Source organism: Vibrio sp. 10N.222.55.A1 (genome assembly GCF_041473835.1).
Classification (GTDB): Bacteria; Pseudomonadota; Gammaproteobacteria; order Enterobacterales; family Vibrionaceae; genus Vibrio; species Vibrio crassostreae_C.
The window spans coordinates 7,019-12,383 of the sequence record NZ_JBFRSX010000044.1 but is presented as its reverse complement, the minus strand read 5'-3'; the positions used below and the strand labels follow the sequence as shown (position 1 = coordinate 12,383).

Here is a 5,365-nt window from a genome sequence, read left to right as displayed (position 1 = left end):
GTGATGCTTAAAAGTACCGCTGGTGGCGGTGGTATCGGTATGCAGTGCTGCTTTACAAGCCAAGAGCTGGATGAGGCTTATAATAGCGTTAAGCGATTAAGTGAAAACAACTTCAGTAACAGCGGCGTGTTCATCGAGAAGTTTATTCAGCAGGCACGCCATATTGAAGTGCAGATCTTCGGTGACGGACAAGGTTATGTGGTTGCATTAGGTGAGCGTGATTGCTCTGCTCAGCGCCGTAACCAAAAAGTCATTGAAGAGACACCTGCACCGAACCTCAACGATGAAACTCGAGCTAAGCTACAGGATACTGCGGTTCGCCTTGCGAGTGAGGTGAACTATCGCAATGCAGGTACGGTTGAGTTTGTATTGGATCAGCAAACACAAGAGTTCTACTTCCTTGAAGTGAACACACGCCTACAGGTGGAACATGGTGTCACAGAAGAAGTGTTTGGTGTTGATCTTGTTGAGTGGATGGTTCGCCAAGGTGCTGAGCAGCTAGAACTGGCGACACTTGGTGCAAACCTAAAATCACAAGGCCATGCGATTCAGGTTCGTCTTTACGCCGAAGATGCTAACAAAAACTTTCAGCCGTGTGCTGGGCTACTAAGTCATGTCGAGTGGGCAGAGCAAGAGAACTTACGTGTAGAACATTGGATTGAAGCGGGCGTTGAAGTTTCGCCATTCTTTGATCCTATGCTTGCTAAAGTGATCGTTCATGCCCAAGACAGAGACACAGCACTTGCAGAGCTTAAGCAAAGCCTCGACAACAGCACGATTTACGGCATCGAACACAACAAAGCGTACTTAAGCCAGCTATTAGCGAGCGAACTGGTAAAGAAAGGTGAGGTGCTGACTCAGTCTCTCAATACTTTCGAGTTTAAACCGAATACCTTTGATGTCGTCAATGGAGGAACACAAACCACCATTCAAGATTACCCAGCACGAACAGGTTACTGGGACATTGGTGTGCCACCATCAGGCCCTATGGACGCATTAAGCTTCCGTTTAGCCAACACACTACTAGCCAATGATGAGTCATGCGCTGGTTTGGAAATCATTGTCTCGGGTCCAACGCTTAAATTTAACCAAGCGACACGTATCGCGCTGACAGGCGCAAGCATCCAAGCCTCACTGGATGGTGAATCGGTAACGATGAATACAGCGATTGAGATTAAATCAGGACAAACGCTGAAGCTTGGCAAGGTGCTAGACGGTGCTCGTACTTACCTAGCGGTACAAGGTGGTATTGATTGCCCAGAATATCTTGGTAGCCGCTCAACCTTCACGTTAGGCCAATTTGGTGGCCACGCTGGTCGTGCATTAGTGGCGGGGGATGTACTGCGTATTAGCCAATCGGCTCAGGAGAGTACGACTGAAATTACCTCAGTGGTGCAGCCAGAATTCAACGGTGAATGGCAGATCCGAGTGATTTACGGCCCTCACGGTGCGCCAGATTTCTTCACCCAAGAGGATATTGATGCCTTCTTTGATGCCGAGTGGAAAGTGCACTTTAACTCAAGCCGTACAGGCGTTCGTTTAATCGGACCTAAACCAAACTGGGCACGCGCAGATGGTGGCGAGGCAGGGCTTCACCCATCAAACATCCACGATAACGCTTATGCCGTTGGCACTATCGACTTTACTGGTGATATGCCGGTTATTCTAGGTCCAGATGGCCCAAGTCTTGGCGGTTTCGTCTGCCCAGCGACCATCATCAAAGCGGATCTTTGGAAGATGGGGCAGCTCAAAGCAGGAGATAAGATTCGATTTACCCCTGTATCAGTAGAAGACGCTGAGCTTGCTGAGCGCGCGCAACTTTCTCAGATTGAGACAGGTGTCATCAATGAAATGGCGCTGCCAACAGCAGAGCTCGATTCGCCAATTATCAAGACCATCCCAGCGAGTCAATATGGTGAGCAAGTCGTGTACCGCCCTAGTGGTGAAGATTACTTGCTGGTGGAGTATGGTCCGCAAATGCTCGACATTCGCCTGCGTTTCCGAGTTCATGCTTTGATGCTCAAGCTTCAAGAGAGAAACTTGGTTGGCGTAGAAGAGCTCACTCCGGGGATTCGCTCACTGCAAATTCATTACGACAACCTCGTGTTGCCAAGAGAGCAGCTGCTTGACGAGTTAGAATCGATTGAAGCGACTCTCGGTAATATCGATGAGCTAACTGTGCCTGCTCGCGTGGTGCATTTGCCACTGTCTTGGGATGACGAAGCCACTCGACTGGCGATTCGTAAATACGACGAAGTGGTTCGCAAAGACGCACCTTGGTGCCCGGATAACATTGAGTTTATTCGCCGTATCAATGGGCTCGACTCAGTAGAAGACGTTAAGCGCATCGTGTTTGATGCGAGCTACTTAGTGATGGGGCTAGGGGATGTGTATCTTGGTGCGCCAGTGGCAACACCAATTGACCCTCGCCACCGCTTGGTCACTACTAAATACAACCCAGCACGTACTTGGACGCCAGAAAATGCGGTCGGAATTGGTGGTGCTTACATGTGTGTCTACGGTATGGAAGGTCCAGGTGGTTATCAGTTTGTGGGTCGAACTCTGCAGATGTGGAATCGCTACCGTCAAACCGAAGCCTTCACCAAGCCTTGGCTGTTGCGCTTCTTCGACCAAATTAAGTTCTACGAAGTGAGTGCGGAGGAGCTGCTCGATATTCGTGAGAAACACCCACAAGGTCACTATCCAGTGAAGATTGAAGAGGCCGAGTTCTCACTTGCAGATTACCAATCACTTCTCGATGAACATGCCGATGAAATCAAGCAGAGCAAAGCTCGCCAGCAACAGGCATTCGAAGAGGAGCGTCAGCGTTGGGAAGAGTCTGGACAAGCGAACTTCGTAGCGACTGAAATAGAGCAGTCGAGTGTTCAAACAGAGCTAGAAGAAGGGCAAGAAGCCATTGAGAGCCACGTTGCTGGCAACATATGGCAAGTGCTCGTCGAGCCGGGGCAAACTGTGAAAGAGAATGATGTGGTGATGATTCTGGAAGCGATGAAAATGGAGCTCGAAGTGACCGCGAGTGTCTCGGGTGTAATCGACTCGATATGCCATGAAGCGGGTGCGCAGGTACATGCAGGCGAGCCGCTACTTGTTGTTAATACGTGTGCTGCGTAACGGTTCTGAGGATAGGTAAGATGACAGATTCAAACACAACTATTCAAACAGCATCAGAGCCACTGACGATCAGTGGCTTACATGAGGCGTATCGCAGCGGTGAGACTAACGCCGAGCAGTTTTTACGTACCAAGCTTGAGCAAGTCAGAGCCGATCAATCTAACGTCTGGCTCTCAGTGATTTCTGACCAACAACTGGACATGTATCTCGCTGAACTCGCCAAACAAGATATTGATCAGTTACCCCTCTTTGGTGTCCCTTTTGCCATCAAAGACAATATTGATTTAGCGGGGCTAGATACTACTGCTGGCTGTGAAGCTTACCGCTATCAGCCATCAGAATCAGCGTATGTCGTCAAACAGCTGATCAAAGCAGGCGCTGTACCCTTGGGTAAGACAAGCCTTGACCAGTTCGCCACAGGTTTGGTTGGCACACGCAGCCCTTGGGGCGCGGTGAATAACAGCTTTGATGCGCGGTATATTTCGGGCGGTTCAAGTTCTGGCAGCGCGGTCTCTGTGGCGACCAATCAAGTCTACTTTGCTCTTGGCACAGACACGGCGGGATCAGGTCGCGTACCTGCTGCATTCAACAACCTCTATGGCTTGAAGCCAAGTAAAGGATTGCTAAGTTGCACCGGTGTCGTCCCTGCATGTCGCACACTAGATTGCGTGACGTTTTTCACCAAGAGTGCAGAAGACCTTACTACACTCTACCAAGTGGGCGTGAGCTATGATGAGAGCGATTGCTATGCTCGCTATGCGATTGAACAAGGGCTTGAAGCGACTGCAAAGTTCTCTGGGTTGAGAGTCGGTGTACCAGCGGAAGAACAGCTCAAATTCTTTGGCAACGAAGAGTACCGCAAGCTCTATGCTCAGTCGGTTGCTCGTCTAGAATCATTGGGTGCAGAGGTCATTCCATTTGATTTATCGCCATTTATTGAAGCAGCAAATTTGCTTTACCAAGGGCCATGGGTCGCAGAGCGTTATGCGGCTATCGAATCCTTCTTTAACAGCAATCAAGAGCAGTGCTTAGAAGTGATTCAAACCATTGTTGGTGGAGCCAAAGATCTTTCAGCCGCCGATACCTTCAAAGCCATGTATCAAATGCAAGCCTATAAGGTTAAGTGTGATCAGCTGATGGACGATGTTGATGCGGTGCTCACACCAACAGCAGGCACTATCTACACCATTGATGAAGTTAACCGCGACCCAATCGCTCTGAACACCAACCTTGGCTATTACACCAACTTCATGAACCTGCTCGACTACAGCGCGATTGCCATACCCGCAAGCTTCACCGAAGCCGGGCTACCATTTGGCGTCACCTTATTTGCACAAGCCTTTCAGGATGAAGCTCTGATTGCTCTAGCTAAAGAGTGGCAACAGGCGATGAACTTACCTTTAGGTGCAACACAGGTTGAACTTGAGAGTAGTGAGAGCGTTGATCTTCTTGTATGCGGTGCTCACATGAAAGATCTAGCGCTTAACCATCAGCTGATTGAATTGGGCGCGAACTTTAAACAGCGCACCACCACATCAGAAAACTACTCTCTATACTGCCTAGCAGGTGGCCCGCCGTTAAGACCGGGGCTGGTGCGTAACCAAAACCAAGGCCAAAAGATTGAAGTTGAAATCTGGCGAGTTCCTAAAAAACAGCTAGGTTCCTTGCTTGTGCAAATCCCTCATCCACTTGGATTAGGTAGTGTTGAAATTGACTCTGGCGAATGGGTGAAAGGGTTTATCTGTGAAGGTATTGGAATTGAAGGGGCAACCGATATCACAGAAACGGGTGGATGGAGGTCTTTTCTTATACAATCATGATTGATGTCTCTTTTATAAATAGTAGGCTTGGGAGATATACCTAAGCTTTAAATAGGTTCTGTCTCAAAAATAATCAGAACACAGATGCAGTGATAAAGCAGTGGCAGAGTACTTTGCGATACTTTAGATAATTCGTACTTTACTAATTTAAGTAAGTACTCTAACTAGGTTCTGTCCAAAAGCTTCTCGGATTGAATTTTTACCCGTGAACTCACCATCCTAATCTTCCTTTAATATCAGTGACCATTAATCCTAGAGCTTCAGCTTGAGCCAAAGACTTATCAATCCGGTTTCTTTGTCTCTTTACTTGGCGCATGTCAGCGTTTGCGTACGTAGGGTCAAGTCTTGTCTTTTGCCTTTTTGATGAAATCGTACGTAGGGTCAAGTCCTGTCTTTTGCCTTTTTGATGAAAT

3 protein-coding genes are annotated in these 5,365 nt (G+C 48.4%); 2 read left to right on the top strand and 1 reads right to left on the bottom strand.

Features of this window, described 5'->3' with window-relative positions; genetic code table 11:
* Both uca and atzF read left to right on the top strand, forming a co-directional pair.
* Positions 1-3,132, top strand: a 3,132-nt coding sequence (gene uca, locus AB4493_RS14325; protein WP_372155248.1) for an urea carboxylase, incomplete at its 5' end; no start/stop codon positions are given.
* A gap of 20 nt (positions 3,133-3,152) precedes the next feature.
* Positions 3,153-4,952, top strand: coding sequence for an allophanate hydrolase (gene atzF, locus AB4493_RS14320; protein WP_372155246.1), 1,800 nt, complete (start codon positions 3,153-3,155; stop codon positions 4,950-4,952).
* Positions 4,953-5,163: 211 nt separating this feature from the next.
* Here atzF and AB4493_RS14315 read toward each other — a convergent pair.
* Positions 5,164-5,365 (bottom strand): hypothetical protein (locus AB4493_RS14315; protein ID WP_372155245.1); only part of this gene is annotated, 202 nt, incomplete at its 5' end.

Bases quoted from the DNA above. Each gene is read 5' to 3' on its own strand.
- atzF (WP_372155246.1), top strand. From the start codon at position 3,153: ATGACAGATTCAAACACAACTATTCAAACAGCATCAGAGCCACTGACG.